Consider the following 18,638-nt stretch of genomic DNA (forward strand, 5'->3'; position numbering starts at 1 on the left):
ACTACCTATCATTACGTGACGGGCCGAACAAATCTGTTACCCCATTTCTCAACTGCTCAAAGAACAGAATAAATCCCAAAGTATCCCGGAATGGTCGAGTAAAAGTATTGATTACATAACCAATGCGCTCTACCAAATTCCTACCAATCACAATCACATCATTATCTTCGAGCATCGGGTTCTGAGAAACATTGCCCTCCAAAGCCGCTTTAGCATCTATCGAACGGTTGATTGCTCTACCTTGCTTTTCGTCGAACCGAATCAGGGCTATTTTCCGCAAGTCAGCAAGATTGACAGGCAAGTTGTTGAGAGCATCCAAAAACCTGCTGCCATTTTCTACGTAGAACGAGGTCAAACCACCACTAGCGTAACTCAAAACTCGAACGTAGATCCTGGGTTTAATCAGGGTAGACCGCGAAACAAGAGCTTTGTCGTAGTCTAGGTTTTTGGTACTAGCGTCCAATTCCGGGATGACAATCACATCTCCCGATGCCAAAGGAAAATCGAACAAATCGTTAGCGTTTGCTAGGGGAGTGTAGAGGTCGATTGGTTCCTCCACCGAGGAGCCGTCCATCAGCGTCCGCCGCACTCGCACCTCCCGCAAATCTGCTTTTCCCGTGACTCCCCCCGCAATCACCAAAGCAGCCGAAATTCGACCAGAACCCGCCGGAAGCGTGTAAAAACCCGGTTTGCTGACTTCTCCGGTGACAGTGATTTGGACGGGGACAGCAGCAGCAGCGAGGCTGTACCTGGATGCTAAATCTTGATCGGATTTGCGATCGGGCGTAACCTGTTTATACGGTACGACGATCGCATCTCCATCTTCCAAACGCAAATCCGGCGGAGCAATACCAGTTTGCAACGGTGTCAAAATATCAACAACTTGCTCCGCGACAGCACCTCCCGGCAGAGTCCGCCGCACCCGCACCGCCCGCAGTTCCGCCGTAGGATTAGTCCCAGCAGCAGCCGCCAGAGCCGCAGGAAGCTGGGGGGTTTGCAGCGGATAAAAACCCGGTCTGGCAACTTCCCCCGTCACCGTCACCACTACGGGGCGCTGAACCAGCAAAGCAGCCGAAACTTGAGGATTTTTGATAAATTGGCCAAAGCGCTCCCGGAGGCGCTGCTGTGATTCTTCAACAGTAAGACCACGCACATTCACTGTTCCGATTAGCGGGAGTACAATTACCCCTTCAGGGCTGATTGGACCTGTAAAACCTAGCTCTGGGAAGCGCTGAACTTGAACAGCAATCTGGTCTCCCGGGCCCAGGCGGTAGGGCCGATTCCGAAAAGCTGGGTTAATATCCCGGTTGAAATTGGCAGGCGGCGGTGGCGGGACCCGCAATTGCGGTGGCGCCACGAGTCGCTCGTCTCTTGGAACAACAGGTTGAGCTAAAGCCGTTTCCGAAAAAATTTTGCTATTAAAACCCCAGAATACAGCAGCAAAAGATAGAGTCCAAGCAGTTGAATACAGGCCTGCCAAGGAAAAAGCGAGGCGATTTTTAATTGTGGATTTTTCCCGCATTTTGAGAGGATTTAAAAAAGTAATATTTTGAATAATGACCGGAGTTGTAAGTTTCATCTAAATATAGGGACGAGAAAAAACAATAAGATATTTTAGGGGCGAGTTGAATCCGGATATTTACTAGGAAGCAGTTGATTTTGGCCAAATCTGCCCACGCCCTAGGCTGATTTATTTGCACCTACCTGCTTACTCAAACCGAAAAGTTTCTGTAATTAATTTAGCCTGGACACTTTCGGCAATAGATTCCACCAATGGTTGAGCTATCTTAATGTCGCCCTGCGGTTGAATGGGAAGGATGATACTGACAGCAACCCAAGAGGCGCGGCGGTTCGCGAGTCTAGCAATGCTGTCTTCCCAAAACCAGCGACTGGTTGCTGGAGAACCCCCGTTAGGCCAAGCGTACCACTGCACGACAGCAAAAGTTTGTTGCGGAGTCCAGCTTCGGAAAAACCTCGCCTCGACATTAGGCGGTGGCTGGCCGGGTATTGGTGCTAATTTAACTGTAAACCTCAAAGTGCGATGAGAATCGGTTTGCCACCGGTGAAATCCATCGATATCTAGCCATTCCACTTGGGGCTGGTTTTTGGCGTAATTTTGAGGCAACAGCAATAAAATGGCAATTGTTTGATCCTTTTTAATTTCTTGAACTAACCATCTGTGAGCGCCAATTTGGACGTTATTCTGAACGGCTATAACCTGCCACCCAGGAATTTTTATCCCGTTTTGGCGCAAACTTCTTAATTGCTTGAGGTTGGCAAGGGTTGGCGGGTTTGTCCAAGGCCATCTTCCAGTCGCGTAGCCGGGAATTGCTACTGCCCCAACCAATACCAGCAAAAACACCAGTACCATAATTTTAGATAATTGATACCGCCGCAGTAGTTTCTGTGCTGAAATCATCTGTTTCATTAATTGCCAGACTGACTTGGGAAATACTTTTCCATCCCGTTGAGGAGAAGTACCAATAACCCTAGTATACAAGCAGAATATAAATCTCCGCCCCATCCGGCGTGTAGCCAAGTAAAAAGCGCCTCTCTGTCGGTTCCGTGAAAGTAAGTTAGCAAAGTATTGCGAAAAATGTTGGAAGTGATGCTAATAATGGATGTAATCACTAAAAACAAAAGACTTTTTTTGCCAGAGTTCCAAACTCCCGTCCAATCCAGCAGAATTAAGCTGACGTAAAGACTGGTAAACAGCATTTTTAAGCCTGCACAGTGTGGAGCAACTTCTACAATGCGCTCGTTTACGTACAGATAAATTTCTTCCACTCTCACGTTGATACCAACCTTAATTAATATCCAGCCTGATGTTTCAGCAATGAATTGCTGTAAGGGCAAGGCGTAGGGTTCTATGAGGTAAGGAATGTGGTTTGGCGAGGCCAGAAATACGAACAAAAGCGGCATCGCCTGCAATTGCAAGCCGGGAATTCCTTTTAAAGATAAGCAAATGCTGGCCAGCATTATGGGGAGGGATAAATTTACTAAATCGCTCAAGCGACTCAGATAAAAAAGCGTGGCTAGTACCAGCAAAAAGCCTCCCAAAGGATGCGGTGAGTTGGGCAAGCTACGCCAGCACTTTCGGTTCATCCAAGCAATATAAGCTGCGTAGGGCAAACCAATTAGTCCGTGGCTGAAATATTCGTGTTCGAGGCTGATGCTTTTGGTGAGCCAGCCGTCGTACCAGTGTACTAGCAGGGGGGCGTACAGCAGCACTAGGAGCACCGTGATACCTTCCGCCAGTAGGTATCGCTTGAAAACAATGCGAATTTTGCGCTGGATGTGCATGGTTTGAGAAGTTTTAAGATTGCCGCGCTGGATTCGCAACGCTTTCGGGTTTTAAAGTGTGAGTTAAAGATTTGTTAATTCCCCACCAAAACCCTTTGAGAACCGCACCTTACTGCTTGAAACACCTGCCGCATAAATTTTATGAACAATTAGCAATTCAATGATAGTACGATCGCCCGAACAACTTGCTCGATCTGAGTATTGCTCAATCCGGGATACATTGGCAATGATAAAATTTGTTGGCACAGGGCTTCTGCGTGGGGGAAGTCGCCCCGATTGCCTAAGTTTTGGTAGGCGGGTTGCAGGTGACAAGGTAGGGGATAGTGTATACCTGTTTGAATGCCGTGTTGGGCGAGTTTTTCCTGAAGGGTGTTGCGGTCGATCGAGCTTTCCTCAGTAATTTTGATAACATAGAGGTGATAAATGTGACCGCTGCTGCTGTGGTTGGCGATGGGTACAATGCCTTTGTGTTTCAGGGGTTCTAGTAGAGTATCGTAGTGTTGGGCGGCGGCGGTGCGATCGCGATTCCATTTTTCTAAATAAGGCAATTTAACATTGAGCACGGCGGCTTGCAAATTGTCGAGGCGGCTGTTGGTACCGATTTCTGTGTGCAAATATTTGCTGGGTGCTCCGTAATTGCGGAGAGTTCGCATTTTTTCTGCGAGTTGTGCATCGTTAGTAATTAACATCCCGCCGTCGCCAAAAGAACCAAGGTTTTTGCTGGGATAAAAGCTGAATGCTGCTGCTTTACCGATGGAACCCGCGCGGTATCCTTCTCTCTCGGCTAAGTGCGCTTGGGCGGCATCTTCAAATATGATTAAATCGTGGCGGTTTGCAAAATCTAAAAGCTGCCGGGGCGATACCATTTGACCGTAGAGGTGTACGGGGATAATTGCTTTAGTTTTCGAGGTAACTGCTGTTTCGGCTGCTGTGAGGTCAATCAGGGCGGTTTCCGGGTCGCAATCTACAAGAATAGGTATAGCTTTGGCTTGGAGGACGGCGATCGCGGTGGCAATAAAAGTGTTAGCGGGTATGATAATTTCGTCGCTCGGATTAATACCGCAAGCTTGGAGTCCCAGAGCGATCGCATCTGTTCCACAAGCCACTCCTACGCCGTATTTTACTCCAGAAGCTGCTGCAAATGCTGTTTCAAATTCTGTCAGTGATTGACCTAAAATAAAATCTCCTTGCTCGATAATTTTTCCAATTGTTTCTGTTATTTGAGATTGGATTGGTTGGTGTTGCAGGGAGAGGTTGACAAATGGAACTTTTGGCGGGCGACTACTCATACATCAGACGAATACGAATTATTTATATTAACATTTAAGTGCGGATATCTTTTAAAAGTTTTTAACCGCAGAGGTCGCAGAGAGCGCAGAGGAAGAGAGGAGAAAGCCTCGCGCCCTTTTCTGGAGTTGTCAATTAAATCAAGGTTTTTCTGTAATATAGAATCAGATATTTTTCCAGTAATCAAACTCATGGAATACAAAAAACTGGGCGACAGCGATTTATCAGTATCTGAAATCTGTTTGGGTACGATGACTTATGGCCAGCAGAACACCGTTGCAGAAGCGGCCCAACAGCTTGATTTTGCGATCGATAGAGGCATCAACTTTATCGATACGGCAGAAATGTATCCTGTCCCTGGAAAGGCGGAAACTCAGGGAAAAACAGAGGAATATATCGGCGAATGGTTGGCGAAACAGCAGCGGGATAAAGTCATTATAGCGACTAAAGTGGCGGGCAGAAGCACTCGATTAAAGTGGATTCGGGAAGGGAAAAATCAGATCGATCGCCCAAATGTCGAAAAAGCCCTGAATGACAGCCTGAAGCGCTTGCAAACTGACTACATCGACCTCTATCAGATCCACTGGCCAGACCGCTACGTGCCCTTATTTGGCGCGCCGGATTACGACATCGCCCAAGAGCACGAAACAGTACCGATTTTGGAACAGTTAGAGGTATTTTCTGACTTGATTAAAGCTGGCAAAATCCGCTATTTGGGTTTGAGCAACGAGACGCCTTGGGGAGTTTGCGAGTTTTGCACGTTGGCTGAAAAACACGGTTTGCCGAAAGTTGTTTCCATTCAGAATGCTTTCAGTTTGAGCAATCGGACATTTCACCTAAATTTAGCAGAAACTTGCCGTTTTAAGAATGTGGGATTGATGGCTTACAGTCCTTTGGGATTTGGGTTGTTAACGGGTAAATACTTGAATGGAATTCCAGAAAATTCTAGGTTGGCTTTATTCGCTGGATTTGGTCAGCGTTACGATAAAACTAATCTGAATGATGCGGTGAAAGCCTATGTTGAAATTGCGGGGAAACATGGGATAAGTCCGGCGCAGATGGCTTTGGCGTATGTGCGATCGCGCTGGTTTGTAACTAGCACAATTATCGGTGCAACAAGTCTCGAACAGTTGGAGGAAAATATCGGTAGTTTGGATGTTAATTTGGAGCGGGAGATTGTAGCGGAAATCGATGCGGTGCACGCTAAGTATCCGAATCCGACACCGTAAGTTTATTAGTAGGTTGGGTTGAGGTAACAAAACCCAACTTATCACTTTAATATGCGAAAATTACATAAACAGAACTTAGGCACTCCGCCCAAGAAACCGGGTTTTTTAGTGAATCTGCGGGCTGTAACGAAGTTGTATCGCAAAAAACCCGGTTTCTGAGTTCCCCTGCGTAATTTTTAGTTGAGGAAGTTTGCAACTTCTGGTTGGAAAAAGGTTTTTGAATGCGATCGCACTCACGTATTAGATGTGCTGAGAGGTTTTCTTGAGGAAGTGATGCAGCTAGCTGTAGATAAGGGTTACATCACGCTTGAAGAGAAGGAGGAGTTTATTAGTCCGGCTTTTGCTAGCAGTACGGATGCTGTGGTATTGAGTAAGTAGTTGGTTTTGGTGGTATTTTGGGCGATCGCACCTAACTATTAATGTATCCCCTCACTTTTACCCCTAATTATTACCCCTAAACTCAGGGTGTTAAGGATGATCGCACCTAACTATTAATTTATCTTACGAATATTTTAACCGCACATGATGTACGGGCGCCCCGCCCGTACTACGGTTTAGCTTGTTTGCATTTTACTCTTCTTCTGAGTCATCAACTTTAGACTCTTTGGCTTTCTGTCGAATCTGCTTGAGTTCTTCTTTTGGCTTCCAGTTGCTTTTGGGAGTTAGTTTGTACACGTCAGTACGTCCCCTCCGCTGTTCCTTCAGCAATAAACCTGCATCTGAGAGGGTTTTTAGGGCATATTGGGCTTTTCTGACGCTCATATGACAGATTTCTGCTGTTTTCTTCAATTTAGCGAAACACTCACCTGTGAGTTTTCCCCCTGTCCTGCGAACCACATGGGCATAGAGTCTGAACTCGTAGGGGTCTAAGCCGTACTCGTCGAGGTCTGAATGGACGACTGGCAAAGGCGGTAAGTCTTTTTTAGAATTTTTATTTGCAGATTGAGGGGGCTGTTGAGATAAGTCCTTTTCTGAAGAAGTCCACTCATCCGAGTCTTTCCCATCATCTTGGTGATTTTTATCGATCGACATATGTTTTAGGTGCATGAGTAGTGCATCCAGTGCATCTTAGCATATGCACTTAATACTTATCTGATACGCACTTAATGCGTAAGCCCTGTTATATATTTAATTTGTTAAGTAATTACAAGTTATGTCTTGAAGAAAATACCTTAGCCACGCACTTAATTTTTATACTGACTTCGGCACGAAACCTTGCAAATTCAGATCACAGGTGTTAAAGTTCTAAAATAGAAGACAAAACAAAAGCGTCCTCCACACTTCTCAGGTGCAAGGACGCTAAGTCTCAACACTTCTCAGGTGTAAGGACTCTCTAATGTTTTGTATTTTTCGTAAAATCGAATCTTACAGTGGCTGCGCTGGCGTGCATCAGGTCACTTTAAAGATTCTGTTGTTGTTTAGACATTTACAAACATGGTAACACAAAATCCGCTTTCGCTACTAGACAAGCTGTCTAAGCATCCTCGTGGTTTGGAGCTAGCTTATCTGGTTTATCAGCTCCATCAAGATAGTCAAAGGCATACACAGCCAGAGCCTCGGCTTGTTGCGATCGCCTTGAACCTAGCCAAGCGTCAAGGTATAAAAGACAGACCATACTTCAAAGGTATGGCTAATGACGAGATTCGCGGGTGGATTGCTCAGCACTCTCCCAAGCAGGAAATTAACTGAAAACAAAATAGCTTAGACAGCAGCCAGTCAGCTTACTGGCTGGCTTAGCTGTATCTAATCTACTTGTTGTAATTGTGAGTATCAATCCACCCAACACTTAGTCAAAGAAGCTAATGGCTAACATCCAAATTGCTGAAAACAGACAACTCAGTGAGCTACTTGAAAAAGCACTCTCTACTCAAGCAAACTTGAACCGCATTCTGCTTGAAAAAATTGAAGCCAAGGACAAAACTATCGAATTGCTTCAAATTGAGAATCAACAAAAATGCAATGAAAAGCTTGAACTGCAACAAAAGTTAGATGACTCAGAAGATGAAAAGCTTGAACTACAACACAAGATAGATTCATTGGAGGATGAGAACCTTGAACTGCGACAACGAGTAGATCCCTATTCGCCAGATTGTCTTTCGATTGAAGACTCTTGTGACGAGGAATATTAAACAGGGATGTAGGTAAATTCATCAAAAGTGCGATCGCCCTTCCCATCCAAAAAATAGGACAATGGTAAAGGGCGATCGCACTTCACCCTAAAATCTTTCTCAACTAAACCCATGAGTACAATTCGCTTACAACTAGCCGAATACTTGAAATGTCGAGGTTTCACCCCCGAAAACTTAGTCGAAGCTATCGGCGAAACACTCAATCCTGAAACCGTATACCAACTGATAGAAAAAGCCGAAAACCTCAGCCACCTAGACTTATCCATCCTAGCCGCCATTATAGATGGCTTGAGCAAACTCAATGGTTTTCCCGTTGGCATCGCAGAAGTGCTAATATTTTTTCCTGACATTTCCGAGGAAGCATTGGCAAAATCACCTTGGCGTCAACTTTACCTCATCGATAATGAAATTCCCCCCTATGATTGGGGAGATGTAGACCCCCTCGAAGGCACAAAGCCTGTGCGTTTTATTCCGGGAGTTGGAATGGTAATTCTGGACAATGAAAGTGCAACCAATAGCAAAGAAGATATCCAGCAATTTACTAGAATTACCTGCGATTCACAATTCATGGCGGGAAAACCTTGCATTCGCAACTTACCCATAACTGTTGAAACTATCATCTCAATGATGGCTTCTCACTATTCCACAGCAGAAATACGCCAAACTTATCCAGAACTTGAAGAAGAAGACTTTAAAGAAGTTCTAGCCTATGCTGCGTGGCGGATTCAAGAAACAAACCCGATCGACCTTGGCAATAAAAAGGTAGAGAAAATTTGTGAGTCAGCCACCTAATTTTTTGCAGGTGAGGGCTGTAGTGCTAGTTAACTTCCCGGCTCAAATTCCCCCCGGTCGCGAACAGGAAAACACTCGACCTGCCGTAATTGTAGCTTTACCAAATGTCACAGGAATAACGCGGTTTTCGTTGGTAATAGTTGTTCCCTTGACGACACAACAGGGAGATTGGGCGACACGAAACTCAACGCTATATCCGCAGCTTCAGGCGGGAATGGGAAACCTACGCTATGACTCTACTGTGTTGCTGGATCACATACGTGCTGTGGACATAAAGCGTGTTTTGGGCTACCGAGGAGATTTAACCGCAGAAGAGTATCAGCCGATCGCAAATGGACTAAAAGCGATGTTTAACTTTTGAATTCTCCCTTCATCAGCGTTTATCTGCGTGCATCTGCGGTTAAAAACTCCCCTCAATTCCCTGACAACAAGCTTAATGTCCCAATAGCTTATCCCGCAAATGCTTAATCCGATCGCGCAATTTACCCGCCTCCTCAAACTCCAACTTCTTAGCCGCCGCCTTCATCTGCCCTTCCAACCGCCCAATTAACTGAGGAATCTCATCCAAAGATAACTCGTTTACCTGTTCGTAAACCTCCTCCAACTGCTGAGAATTCAGCTTGCGCGACACATCCAAAAATGCCAAAATCGCATTACTCGATCGCTTTTTGGCGATCGGCTGCGGCGTAATCCCGTGCATCTTATTGTACGCTAGCTGAATCCCCCGGCGTCGATCGGTTTCGTCGATCGCCTTAACCATACTATCCGTCAAATTATCCGCGTACAAAATAGCCTGTCCCTGAACGTGCCGCGCCGCCCTTCCAATCGTTTGAATCAACGAACGTCCCGATCGCAAAAACCCCTCTTTATCCGCATCCAAAATTACCACCAGCGAAACTTCCGGCAAATCCAAACCTTCCCGCAGCAAGTTAACACCAATCAATACATCAAACTTACCATCCTGCAAATCTTGGATAATTTCGATGCGTTGAATCGACTGAATTTCCGAGTGCAAATACCGGACTTTAATAGCCCTCTCCTGCAAATATTCCGTTAAATCTTCCGCCATCCGCTTGGTTAAAGTTGTCACCAAAACACGCTCGTCCCGACTTACTCTCTCTTTAATTTCCCCCAACAAATCATCAATTTGTCCTTCCGTCGGGCGCACAAAAATAGTCGGATCTATTACTCCGGTAGGGCGAATTACTTGCTCTGCAACTCTGCCTTCAGATATTTCCATTTCCCAATCCCCAGGCGTAGCAGAAACAAAGATGCACTGATTTTCTTTTGCCCAGAATTCCTCTGCTTTTAAAGGGCGGTTATCTGCCGCGCTGGGCAAGCGAAAACCGTGTTCTATCAATACTTTTTTGCGCGCTTGGTCGCCGTTGTACATCCCCCGAATTTGCGGCACTGTGACGTGAGATTCATCTATCACCAACATCCAATCTTTCGGGAAATAATCAATCAAACATTCTGGCGGTTCCCCCGCGTTTCTCCCTGCTAAATGCCGCGAATAATTCTCGACTCCGTTGCAGTAACCTACCTCGCGCAGCATTTCCAAATCGTAGCGGGTGCGCTGTTCTATTCGCTGAGCTTCTAATAGTTTACCCTCTTTTTCAAATTCTACCAGTCGGTCTTCTAATTCGAGTTCTATCCCTTGGCAAGCAGCCTCTAATTTATCTTCGGCCGTGACAAAGTGGCGCGCTGGATAGATATTTAAAGCCGTTGAACTTTGCAGGATTTTACCTGTTACGGGGTCAACGTAGCGAATGGCATCGATTTGGTCGCCGAAGAATTCAACGCGAATAATTCTATCTTCGTAAGCGGGGCCAATTTCCAAAACATCGCCTTTGACGCGAAATTTGCCTCTGCCTAAATCTATATCGTTGCGGCTGTATTGGACGTTAACTAAATCTCGCAAAACTTGCCGCTGGTTGACTTCCATTCCTACTTGCAAAGGAATAGCAGCTTTCAGGTATTCTGCGGGCATTCCCAAACCGTAGATGCAGCTAATCGAAGCAACTACAATTACGTCGCGGCGTTCAAAGAGCGATCGCGTGGCTGAGTGCCGCAGCATATCGATCTCGTCGTTAATTGCTGCCGTTTTCTCAATGAAAGTATCGGTGACGGCGATGTATGCTTCAGGTTGGTAGTAGTCGTAATAACTGACAAAGTATTCGACTGCATTGTTAGGGAAAAAATTACGCAGTTCGTTGCATAGTTGAGCTGCTAGGGTTTTGTTGTGTGCTAGGACTAAGGTGGGTCTACCGATTTTTTCAATCACCGAGGCAATGGAGAAGGTTTTACCCGTACCTGTGGCGCCGAGTAAGGTTTGAAATCGATCGCCCGCTTCGATGCCTTTGACGAGTTGCTTAATCGCTAGCGGTTGGTCGCCTGTGGGCTGGAAGGGCGCTTGCAATTGAAAAGATGCTGCCGCAGTTACCATAGGAAAATGTAGCTATTACCCATAAATCTTAACAAAAATGCAGAGATTCTGCAATTTCGTTAAAAAAATAGTTAGACTTTGTAATATTATTTTAATCATCGGCCGAAATAGCAAGCAGAAAGCCAAGAAAAGCAGTTGTCCGCACCCAGCAATCAACGCCCAATAATCACAAGGAAAAAAAATATGAGTCTCAGCCCCAAAGATAAAGGCAATGCGATCGCCCGCCGCGGCAAAGCAAGTTCCAAAAGCCAAGCGACAGCAGCCGCAGAGGCAAAATCAGCGGGAATTCAACTTTATCAGCCGCAACACCTGCATGACAACCGCCCCGTCGGCCCAGACGATTTTACCATCAGCGAGACCGTCTCGATGTCGGGGAATCGCCCGATCGGCACCAGCACCCTGCACATCAGCGAAACCTACGGCATTGTAGCCAATCGCCCGGTGGAATCCAGCGACTTGGAAGTGGTGGGGACAGTGGGAAGACGCCCGATCGGCTCCAGCGCCATGCAAGTCAGTGAAATGTTCAGTATGTCCGGTGCCCGCCCTATTGGCATCAGCACTCTTCACATTGATGAAGTTTACTCCACAATGGGAGGAAACCGCCCTATTGCGTCAAACGAAATTGACGATAGCTCGACATTAATGGGCTTTTTAGATTAATTAGTCAGTTGTTAGTTGTTAGTTGTTAGTTGTCATCTGCTACCAATAACTAATAACTAATAACTAATAGCTAATAACCACTGCCAACAGTCAACTAACTACTTGCCGATAAGCTGATATTTGCTCAATAAAGCAGCAAAGCGCTTGTAATCCAAAGGCTTCCCCAAATACTCCGCCGCTCCCAATTCCACACCCTGATTTTTGTCGTCCAAAAAAGTTATCATAATCACTGGAATATCAACCAAATCTTGATCGGCTTTCAATGCCGACAGCACCGCCCAGCCGTCCATACTCGGCATCATCACGTCCAGAATAATCGCGTCGGGCAGCAACTCCTTAGCCAACAGAAGCCCCCCTTGACCGCTAGCCGACGATCGCACCCGAAATCCCTGTTTCGACAAGCAACGGGTCATCAAATCCCGCGCGTCTGGATCGTCGTCAATCACCAGCACAGTAGCAGCATCGGGCAGATCCAGCGGTTGCGATCGCACTTCTTTTTGCTTCGCTTCAGTCGCCGCTACACTCGTTTCTAACTCCTCGGAAGGCTTCGGCTGCATTTCTGCGATTTCTTGATCGTCCTGCACTTCTTTCGGGCTTGCAACCGCAATCGGCACCCGGATCGTAAAAGTAGAACCGCAATCAAACTCGCTCTCAACCGTAATGTCTCCGCCCATCATCTGGCAAAACTTCCGGCTAATTGTCAGCCCCAAACCGGTGCCGCCGTATTTGCGGGTAGTAGAATCGTCCGCTTGAGCGAAAGCTCCGAACAGCCTCGACACCTGATCCTCCGTCATGCCGATGCCGGTATCGGTGACTTGAAAGACGATCGAAGGCTGTTGACACCGAGAAGGATCTGCCGAGAGTTCTTCGGAATTGTCGATCGGCAAAACCTTCCCTTCTTCCTTCCAAACATTAATCGTAATTTTGCCTTGATCGGTAAACTTAGCAGCATTGCTCGCCAAATTTAACAGGGCTTGCCGCAGCTTCGACGCATCGGAGTAGATCGTGCCAATATTGCGATCGCAATTGACGATCAAAGTATTGCCATTTTTCCCTAGCGTCGGTTGAACAGTAGTGACAACCTCCTCGATCAAATCCCACACCTCAAAAGTCTCCCAGAAAAGAGTCACCTTTCCTGCTTCAATTTTAGAAATATCCAGGATGTCACTAATAATGTTGAGCAACTGCTTGCCTGCCATATTAATGCTTGCCAAATCCATCACAAACTCTTCTTCGCCGAGTTCCAGAGCCTCTTCTTGCAGCAGCTCGCTGTAGCCGATAATCGCATTCAAGGGCGTCCGCAACTCGTGAGTCATATTTGCCAAAAATGTGCTTTTGGCCCGGTTGGCCGCTTCCGCAGCATTCTTAGCGACTTCCAATTCGCCCGATCGTTCTTCGAGCTGTCGCTGCCGCACTTCCAAACCGTTGAGCAAACTGCTAATTTGCTGAGCCATTGTATTGAGAGTAGAAGATAGCACCCCGATCGCGTCATTAGAAACAACAGGCGAGCGAGCCGTCAAATCACCGCTCGCCATCAGTTCCGCAGTTTCCCGCAGCAAGCCGAGATTCCGAATAATTGCCGACACCGACACAAAACCCACTATCCCCGCGATCAAACTCAAAACCAAAGCCCCCATCAGCCAGTGCTGAGTGCGGCTCGCCACCAAGAGAGTTTGCTGCACCAGCACCGCCATTGCTGCCTCGGGAACCCCCGCCGTCGGATGTGAGGCAGCCTCTATTGTCAGCAAATAGTTCTTCATCTCCACAGAACCCATCCACCCGACTCCCACCGCCATCCAAGTTATCAGTACCAAGATGACAAACAGCCCGCTCAAAGACGCCCGAGTTCCCAGAGAAATCCCCCTCGTAGTAAGTGCCGCCGCCCAAGGATAGCCCTTGAGAAAAGGATCTGGCGGAACCGGTGCGCCGGAATTCCAAATCTCCTCAATTTGACCGTCCACCCTCACCTTGCCAATCCGCACTGTTTTCCAGATATGCTGAGTTTGGGCATCTATTTTTACCTTGCCCGAAGGCGCTGCAAACTCAATATTTTTAGCAGCCGCCCTGACTTTAACCACATTTGTCGAACCAGCTTTTTCTACTGCTTGCTTCCACAGGTAAACGCCCAAATAAGCCGCTTCGATCGGGTCATCCGTGACTCGATTTTCCCCGTATCGGGCTTTATAAGCTTTGACAAATTTCCGATTTTCCGCTGTATCTACCGTTTGAAAATAGTTCCAAACCACCAAATGTCCGGCAATATTGGACGGCCCGATCGCCCGCACTTCCTCTTCTGCTACGCTGACCGACATCACCGGCAAATCCTCCGGTTTCAAGCCAACCTCCCGCAGCTTTTGGAAAAAAGCCACATTGCTATCGCCGTTGAGAGTGTTGAGAATAGCATCCGGTTTCACTGCTAAAATATGTGCGATCGCCTCCCCCACTTCCCTCGAACCCAGCGGCAGATACACTTCCCCCGCCAACTCTCCCCCATGTGCCGCCAGTTGAGCTTTCACAATCCGATTTGCCGTCCGGGGAAACAGATAGTCCGAACCCAACAGGAAAATTTTCCGCTTCCCCTGTGCCAGCAAGTAATTCACCCCAGGCACAATCTGTTGGTTCGGGGCAGCACCAGTGTAGAAAATATTCGGACACTGTTCTAGCCCTTCATACTGCACCGGATAGAACAGCAACCCTCTGCCGTGATCGAAAGCCGGCAGTACAGCTTTGCGGCTCGCCGAAGTCCAACAGCCAAATACCACCGCCACCTGCGCTTCTAAGAGCAATTGCTTAGCTTTTTGAGCAAAAGTCTGCAAATCGCTGGCTCCATCTTCTATAACCGCTTCCAAGGGGCGTCCGAGCACCCCTCCCGCGGCATTAATTTCTTCAACAGCCAATAGCGTCGCATCTTTAACAGAAATTTCGCTGATGGACATCGTGCCCGTCAGCGAATGCAACACGCCTATTTTGATCGGCTCACGAGTCGGGCCGGCTGCCTTGAGGGGGTTACTGCTCCTTGCTCCCATAGGGTTTTAGATAATTTTTACTAATAACAGAAATTTTAGTTCGATCCAGCACGAAGTTTGCCTTGATGCTAACTTTTCTTTAGCAGATTATTTAACCCGATCGCCACCAAACTTGGGAATTGCTGCACCCTGTTGATTTTAACGGTCAAACTCTCAGCATAGACTTAAGTCTGCACTAACCTGTCGCCTATTTGTCTCTTCATTTTTTACGGATGTTGAAAGAGCCTTATACAACATTCGGCACTTAATGCGATCGCGCGCTGCAGAAAAATTCTCCCCCCCTCCCCTCTCCCCAGCTCATTCACGGCCCGCGCCTTGCGACTCACCAAGCAATCTCACGCACTATAGCCCTTTCCCTATTTCCTTTCGGGCCAATGGAAGTCTCCGTGATTTATCTTAACTATAAAACTCAAAACTCAAAACTCAAAACTCTTCACCAGCCCCTCTCTCCCTTCAGGCAGAGGGAAGTCTTCGTGATTTCCCTTATAATAAGTATAAGGTTAACTTCTAAGTACCCTTGTTAAAAATAAATTTTGCAAACAATAGGGGAAAAACTAATGAATACTGAAGAAAAGGCGACCCATACTAGCAGCGAGAATGAAGTAACCCTACCAAAATCCCGGGAAACATTGCTCGGCGAGGAAACAGAAAAAGCCCTCGGTCAGCAAAAACAAGAAAATGCTCAAACTATGCGCGCTGTTGAACAGCTCAAAGAAGAACTTCAGCACAAAATAGATGAAGAATGTCATACCAAGGTAGATTAAAACTAATACAGATTTTTTGAGGGTGTAGGTAAGATGCGGTCTTGCCCACACCCTACTTTTCAAGGCAGAAGGCAGAAGGCAGAATTAAATAAAAATTTATAATTTTAAATGCTTTTGGGTAAAAAAAAAACGTCCGGGAAGCGGGGTGACCATCCACCAGTTTTTTTACAGAAATACTTCGTTGCAGCCACCAGGAACAGTAAAAAAAACCGATAAGTATGAAAGAGGCAGTCCGTCCCCGACTGAAAAATAACTTTTCCATCTTCCATCTTCATTTGTTATTCATTTTTTATTCCTATTTTATTCCTAGAGGTAGAGTGCAAAGCAGCTCCTAGTTACCTATAATGAGTTTAAGTAAAAACTGTCAACTTTGATACAGATAGGGAGAAACCCATGAGCGTTGAAGATAGAGCAAAGGCAACTGGCAAAAACATCGAAGGCGCTGCTCAAGAAGCCCTAGGCAATGTTACTGGCGATCCGAAAGATAAAGCAGAAGGCAAAGCCAAGCAAAAACAAGCTGAAGCTGGTCACGCGATCGAAGATGTAAAAGATGAGCTCAAAAAGAAACTAGACTAAGCCTAATACTAATTGAGAGGGTCGAGCAACCTGACCCTTTCAAGTATTCAAAATCTTTTGTGAAAGGAGGAAAAAAAGGTGAGTTTATTGCAGCAGAGTCGCAAAATAATTGCGGGCGTACTTTTGGTATTAATGCTGGCAGTTACTACTGCGTGCGCGCCCAGCGTTTCAGCCCAAAAATCAACTGATGTACCTGTAGCAGTTGGTGGCAGTCAGGGTTATTACGCGCAGCTAGAACGTGGCAATACGGCCGCCGGTCAAGATTTTGGTCAATGGGTAACAAAAACGGCTAAGGGCCTCGTTCAGGATGCTTACGTGCGCGACAATAACAAATTGGGAGTTGTAATTACCCCGCAAGTCCGCCCTACTGAAGTGAAAGATTTGGCCAAATCTTTAGCACAAGGTTTTCACCGCAATTTCCCAAATCAGGATGTAAGTGTTTTGGTTTACGCTCCTGACAAAAAGTTGATTTTGACTGCTAAGTACGACCAGCAATCAAATCAGATTGAATACAAGTCTTGACCTGGTTAGCAAGCTTAAATGATAGCCGCGTGACGGTTTAATATTCCGCAGTCTTTTGAAGGCGAAACAATCTCAATTTAAGACTGAAATGTTGTGTAGATTGGAAAAAAGTTACCATGAGTAGCAGCGATAATTACAAGCGTCAAATCATGAACGATTTAGCCCAGGGCGATCGAGAAATGATGCCTGAGACAACGGGTGAAGATTACGAAAACTTTGACGATTTTGCTCAGAGAACTTCGCCGGCTCAGCGCAAACAATTATTCGGGCGTTCCCTAAATCACGACTCCCTCCCGCCGGCTCAGTTGGAACCGGAATTGCAAAAGGCGATCGCCCAAATTAAGCCAAACGAACGCGATGATGTAGCGCGGGAATTCTTCAAGCATTTGGGCAAGAGAGGATTGGACGATCGCCAATTGGAAAAGCAGCTAGGACTTTCTACTCACCACGCCAGCCGCATGAATGCTGACGATGTTACCAAGCTGGCCTCGTTTACCTATCACAATCACCCGGATATTTTCCAAGAAGTGCTGGCAGAACAGCCGAGTTTGATGAAGTTTTTGGGAAATCCAGTTGTTGCAGGTATTTTGGGAATAGTTGCGGCTAAATGGCTCAACAACCGTAAATAGTCTCTGATTTAGACAAGCCTAAAAGCGGATAATAGGTGCAGCAAATAAAAGGACGATCGCCCAGGCGATCGTCCTTTTATCTTTTATATCCAGTCCTGTAAAATAACCCAACTCCCGTTTGTAGTGAGGACTTGAGTCCTCATAAGATTCTGAGGACTTGAGTCCTGACTAAAAACTGTTTTAATTGCGGTCTTTCTAGGGGACATTATATTATAATAAACCCCTAGGATTTAAATCTTAATTATTGGACTCGTAGCTGTTCGAGAGATTAACACCCCTTGCCAATTACCGACTACGAATTACCGATTGCCAATGACTAATTATTGGTCAAAGCTAAAAATAGCTGGACAGCAGTCAACACCGGTATACCTGACACTCCGCAAAATTAAATGTAGGATTAAGTGTTGCTGTGAATCAGAAAAAAAAGATGAACGTATCCACTATTTGGCGAAAACTCCGCAGCCAGCAAGCTTTCTGCTTGGCTGTACTCCTGGCAGGTTGCCTGGTATTTATCGGTTGTTCCCCCGCGCAGTCAGCGGCTGGGAATTCAGTCGATCCCAAGTTGAAAGAGCAAGTCTTGCAGGTTATCCGCGAAAACCCGCAAGCAATTATAGAGTCGGTACAAGCGTACCAGCAACAGCAGCAGCAGTCTCTCAAAGCAGCGCAGCAGTCATTTTTGCAGGAGATGAAAACTAATCCCAAATCTTCGATCGGGGATTCTCCCAGCACGGGTTCACCTTCCCAGCAAATTGTACTTTTAGAATTCTCTGACTTTCAATGTCCATTTTGCGCGCGCGCTCACGATACTGTCAAGCAGTTTATGGCAAAACACCAGGACAAAGTTACTTTAGCTTACAAGCATTTTCCCTTGACTTCAATTCACCCTCAAGCGCTGCCAGCAGCAAAAGCAGCTTGGGCTGCCCAACAGCAGGGCAAATTCTGGGAATACTACAGCGCTTTGTTTGAAGGGCAGAAAGAGTTAGGCGAACCATTGTACGGATCGATCGCCCAAAAGCTCAATCTAAAATTAGATAAATTTAACACCGATCGCAACAGCCCCGCTGCCGAAGCCGCCATTGAGAAAGACGTGCAACTCGCTCAACAACTGGGCATTCAAGGCACTCCCTTCTTTATTATGAACGGTCAAACTTTCTCCGGGGCGATCGAGCTTTCTGAGATGGAAAGCATTCTCGCATCTGTCTCGAAATAAGTAATTCCTGACTCTGGGAAACCGAGTCTAAAAATTCGTTCCCAGCCTGCTGGGGCTGGGAACGA

General features: G+C 46.4%; 19 protein-coding genes. 12 read left to right on the forward strand and 7 right to left on the reverse strand.

The annotated features are described in order from the left end of the window. Position 1 precedes the first annotated feature (1 nt). The 4 genes from QUA74_RS14780 to QUA74_RS14795 form a co-directional block, all read right to left on the reverse strand. Positions 2 to 1,579 (reverse strand): polysaccharide biosynthesis/export family protein, encoded by a 1,578-nt coding sequence (locus QUA74_RS14780; protein WP_333330055.1) that lies wholly within the window; start codon positions 1,577 to 1,579, stop codon positions 2 to 4. A 129-nt stretch (positions 1,580 to 1,708) separates the two neighbouring features. Beyond that, a complete protein-coding gene (locus QUA74_RS14785; RefSeq protein ID WP_333330059.1) occupies positions 1,709 to 2,428 on the reverse strand; it encodes a cyanoexosortase B system-associated protein in 720 nt (239 codons plus the stop codon). Further along, positions 2,428 to 3,303, reverse strand: a complete 876-nt coding sequence (crtB, locus tag QUA74_RS14790; RefSeq protein ID WP_333330062.1) for a cyanoexosortase B — start codon at positions 3,301 to 3,303, stop codon at positions 2,428 to 2,430. Before crtB ends, QUA74_RS14785 begins: the two co-directional genes overlap by 1 nt. A gap of 149 nt (positions 3,304 to 3,452) precedes the next feature. After that, positions 3,453 to 4,592, reverse strand: coding sequence for a DegT/DnrJ/EryC1/StrS family aminotransferase (locus QUA74_RS14795; protein WP_333330065.1), 1,140 nt, complete (start codon positions 4,590 to 4,592; stop codon positions 3,453 to 3,455). A gap of 189 nt (positions 4,593 to 4,781) precedes the next feature. On the opposite strand from QUA74_RS14795, the gene QUA74_RS14800 reads away from it, so the two are divergent. Together QUA74_RS14800 and QUA74_RS14805 are read left to right on the forward strand one after the other, a co-directional pair. After that, complete coding sequence (locus tag QUA74_RS14800; RefSeq protein ID WP_333330067.1) at positions 4,782 to 5,819, forward strand: NADP(H)-dependent aldo-keto reductase; 1,038 nt, start codon at positions 4,782 to 4,784, stop codon at positions 5,817 to 5,819. Positions 5,820 to 5,999: 180 nt separating this feature from the next. Further along, positions 6,000 to 6,197 carry a hypothetical protein gene (locus tag QUA74_RS14805; RefSeq protein ID WP_333330070.1) on the forward strand — a complete coding sequence of 66 codons (198 nt, stop codon included), beginning with the start codon at positions 6,000 to 6,002 and terminating at the stop codon, positions 6,195 to 6,197. A gap of 192 nt (positions 6,198 to 6,389) precedes the next feature. Here the strand turns inward: QUA74_RS14805 and QUA74_RS14810 are convergent, their stop codons facing one another. Then, positions 6,390 to 6,866 (reverse strand): helix-turn-helix domain-containing protein, encoded by a 477-nt coding sequence (locus QUA74_RS14810; RefSeq protein ID WP_333330074.1) that lies wholly within the window; start codon positions 6,864 to 6,866, stop codon positions 6,390 to 6,392. Positions 6,867 to 7,253: 387 nt separating this feature from the next. Here QUA74_RS14810 and QUA74_RS14815 point away from each other — a divergent pair, with 387 nt between their 5' ends. The 4 genes from QUA74_RS14815 (at position 7,254) to QUA74_RS14830 (ending at position 9,101) form a co-directional block, all read left to right on the forward strand. Then, positions 7,254 to 7,508: a hypothetical protein gene (locus QUA74_RS14815; RefSeq protein WP_333330077.1), complete on the forward strand. Its 255-nt coding sequence runs from the start codon at positions 7,254 to 7,256 to the stop codon at positions 7,506 to 7,508. Positions 7,509 to 7,621: 113 nt separating this feature from the next. Beyond that, on the forward strand, positions 7,622 to 7,948 hold the full coding sequence (locus QUA74_RS14820) for a hypothetical protein (protein WP_333330079.1): 327 nt from the start codon (positions 7,622 to 7,624) through the stop codon (positions 7,946 to 7,948). Between the two features lie 111 nt (positions 7,949 to 8,059). Then, the gene (locus QUA74_RS14825; RefSeq protein ID WP_333330082.1) at positions 8,060 to 8,740 is read left to right on the forward strand and encodes a DUF433 domain-containing protein; all 681 of its coding nucleotides are present in this window, start codon (positions 8,060 to 8,062) and stop codon (positions 8,738 to 8,740) included. Then, positions 8,724 to 9,101 (forward strand): type II toxin-antitoxin system PemK/MazF family toxin, encoded by a 378-nt coding sequence (locus QUA74_RS14830; RefSeq protein ID WP_333330085.1) that lies wholly within the window; start codon positions 8,724 to 8,726, stop codon positions 9,099 to 9,101. The genes QUA74_RS14825 and QUA74_RS14830 overlap by 17 nt, the downstream gene beginning before the upstream one ends. A gap of 72 nt (positions 9,102 to 9,173) precedes the next feature. Here the strand turns inward: QUA74_RS14830 and uvrB are convergent, their stop codons facing one another. Next, a complete protein-coding gene (uvrB, locus tag QUA74_RS14835) occupies positions 9,174 to 11,186 on the reverse strand; it encodes an excinuclease ABC subunit UvrB (RefSeq protein WP_333330088.1) in 2,013 nt (670 codons plus the stop codon). Positions 11,187 to 11,369: 183 nt separating this feature from the next. On the opposite strand from uvrB, the gene QUA74_RS14840 reads away from it, so the two are divergent. Next, entirely contained in the window at positions 11,370 to 11,846 is a 477-nt protein-coding gene (locus QUA74_RS14840) for a hypothetical protein (protein ID WP_333330090.1), read from the forward strand. A 98-nt stretch (positions 11,847 to 11,944) separates the two neighbouring features. Here the strand turns inward: QUA74_RS14840 and urtA are convergent, their stop codons facing one another. Then, the gene (gene urtA, locus QUA74_RS14845; protein WP_333330093.1) at positions 11,945 to 14,872 is read right to left on the reverse strand and encodes an urea ABC transporter substrate-binding protein; all 2,928 of its coding nucleotides are present in this window, start codon (positions 14,870 to 14,872) and stop codon (positions 11,945 to 11,947) included. Between the two features lie 557 nt (positions 14,873 to 15,429). Between urtA and QUA74_RS14850 the strand changes: the two genes are divergently transcribed. The 5 genes from QUA74_RS14850 to QUA74_RS14870 all read left to right on the forward strand — a co-directional run bounded on the left by QUA74_RS14850 (position 15,430) and on the right by QUA74_RS14870 (position 18,573). Next, positions 15,430 to 15,636, forward strand: a complete 207-nt coding sequence (locus QUA74_RS14850; RefSeq protein ID WP_333330096.1) for a hypothetical protein — start codon at positions 15,430 to 15,432, stop codon at positions 15,634 to 15,636. 393 nt (positions 15,637 to 16,029) lie between these two features. Beyond that, positions 16,030 to 16,212 (forward strand): CsbD family protein, encoded by a 183-nt coding sequence (locus QUA74_RS14855; RefSeq protein ID WP_333254282.1) that lies wholly within the window; start codon positions 16,030 to 16,032, stop codon positions 16,210 to 16,212. A gap of 78 nt (positions 16,213 to 16,290) precedes the next feature. Then, complete coding sequence (locus QUA74_RS14860; protein WP_333330099.1) at positions 16,291 to 16,734, forward strand: hypothetical protein; 444 nt, start codon at positions 16,291 to 16,293, stop codon at positions 16,732 to 16,734. Between the two features lie 116 nt (positions 16,735 to 16,850). Then, positions 16,851 to 17,363 (forward strand): hypothetical protein, encoded by a 513-nt coding sequence (locus QUA74_RS14865; RefSeq protein ID WP_242723034.1) that lies wholly within the window; start codon positions 16,851 to 16,853, stop codon positions 17,361 to 17,363. Between the two features lie 427 nt (positions 17,364 to 17,790). Continuing rightward, positions 17,791 to 18,573 carry a DsbA family protein gene (locus QUA74_RS14870; protein ID WP_333330104.1) on the forward strand — a complete coding sequence of 261 codons (783 nt, stop codon included), beginning with the start codon at positions 17,791 to 17,793 and terminating at the stop codon, positions 18,571 to 18,573. Positions 18,574 to 18,638 lie beyond the last annotated feature (65 nt).

Source organism: Microcoleus sp. LAD1_D3, from assembly GCF_036702135.1.
GTDB lineage: Bacteria > Cyanobacteriota > Cyanobacteriia > Cyanobacteriales > Microcoleaceae > Microcoleus.

Excerpts from the sequence above, each read along its gene's own strand:
- QUA74_RS14780 (WP_333330055.1), bottom strand. The coding sequence starts at position 1,579 with ATGAAACTTACAACTCCGGTCATTATTCAAAATATTACTTTTTTAAAT.
- QUA74_RS14785 (WP_333330059.1), bottom strand. The coding sequence starts at position 2,428 with ATGAAACAGATGATTTCAGCACAGAAACTACTGCGGCGGTATCAATTA.
- crtB (WP_333330062.1), bottom strand. The coding sequence starts at position 3,303 with ATGCACATCCAGCGCAAAATTCGCATTGTTTTCAAGCGATACCTACTG.
- QUA74_RS14795 (WP_333330065.1), bottom strand. The coding sequence starts at position 4,592 with ATGAGTAGTCGCCCGCCAAAAGTTCCATTTGTCAACCTCTCCCTGCAA.
- QUA74_RS14800 (WP_333330067.1), top strand. The coding sequence starts at position 4,782 with ATGGAATACAAAAAACTGGGCGACAGCGATTTATCAGTATCTGAAATC.
- QUA74_RS14810 (WP_333330074.1), bottom strand. The coding sequence starts at position 6,866 with ATGCACCTAAAACATATGTCGATCGATAAAAATCACCAAGATGATGGG.
- QUA74_RS14815 (WP_333330077.1), top strand. The coding sequence starts at position 7,254 with ATGGTAACACAAAATCCGCTTTCGCTACTAGACAAGCTGTCTAAGCAT.
- QUA74_RS14820 (WP_333330079.1), top strand. The coding sequence starts at position 7,622 with ATGGCTAACATCCAAATTGCTGAAAACAGACAACTCAGTGAGCTACTT.
- QUA74_RS14825 (WP_333330082.1), top strand. The coding sequence starts at position 8,060 with ATGAGTACAATTCGCTTACAACTAGCCGAATACTTGAAATGTCGAGGT.
- uvrB (WP_333330088.1), bottom strand. The coding sequence starts at position 11,186 with ATGGTAACTGCGGCAGCATCTTTTCAATTGCAAGCGCCCTTCCAGCCC.
- QUA74_RS14840 (WP_333330090.1), top strand. The coding sequence starts at position 11,370 with ATGAGTCTCAGCCCCAAAGATAAAGGCAATGCGATCGCCCGCCGCGGC.
- urtA (WP_333330093.1), bottom strand. The coding sequence starts at position 14,872 with ATGGGAGCAAGGAGCAGTAACCCCCTCAAGGCAGCCGGCCCGACTCGT.
- QUA74_RS14850 (WP_333330096.1), top strand. The coding sequence starts at position 15,430 with ATGAATACTGAAGAAAAGGCGACCCATACTAGCAGCGAGAATGAAGTA.
- QUA74_RS14855 (WP_333254282.1), top strand. The coding sequence starts at position 16,030 with ATGAGCGTTGAAGATAGAGCAAAGGCAACTGGCAAAAACATCGAAGGC.
- QUA74_RS14865 (WP_242723034.1), top strand. The coding sequence starts at position 16,851 with ATGAGTAGCAGCGATAATTACAAGCGTCAAATCATGAACGATTTAGCC.
- QUA74_RS14870 (WP_333330104.1), top strand. The coding sequence starts at position 17,791 with ATGAACGTATCCACTATTTGGCGAAAACTCCGCAGCCAGCAAGCTTTC.